The organism is Vallitalea maricola, assembly GCF_036985595.1.
Lineage (GTDB): Bacteria > Bacillota > Clostridia > Lachnospirales > Vallitaleaceae > Vallitalea > Vallitalea maricola.
The window spans coordinates 1-227 of sequence record NZ_BTPU01000316.1 but is presented as its reverse complement, the minus strand read 5'-3'; the positions used below and the strand labels follow the sequence as shown (position 1 = coordinate 227).

The 227-nt window shown below is 29.1% G+C and carries 1 protein-coding gene; it reads right to left on the bottom strand.

Features of this window, described 5'->3' with window-relative positions:
* Positions 1 to 52: 52 nt before the first annotated feature.
* The gene (locus AACQ14_RS24835) at positions 53 to 220 is read right to left on the bottom strand and encodes a YibE/F family protein (RefSeq protein ID WP_353514038.1); all 168 of its coding nucleotides are present in this window, start codon (positions 218 to 220) and stop codon (positions 53 to 55) included.
* Between the last annotated feature and the right edge of the window lie 7 nt (positions 221 to 227).

The following is a 227-nucleotide window of genomic DNA, read 5'->3' as shown; positions in this document are numbered from 1 at the left end:
GCATACATTAATAAAAATAATATTATCAACAATACTACTATAACACTCATAATCAATTCACCCCTATCCTACGTTCTTTAAGAAGTATAACTGAGATGTACATAGTGATAGGAATACTTATTACAACACCAATACTTCCAATGAGAGCTCTTATTATTTCAAGATTGATTCCGATACCTATTATATAAGATAGTGAAAGTCCATTTCTTAACCAAAACAGTATAGTC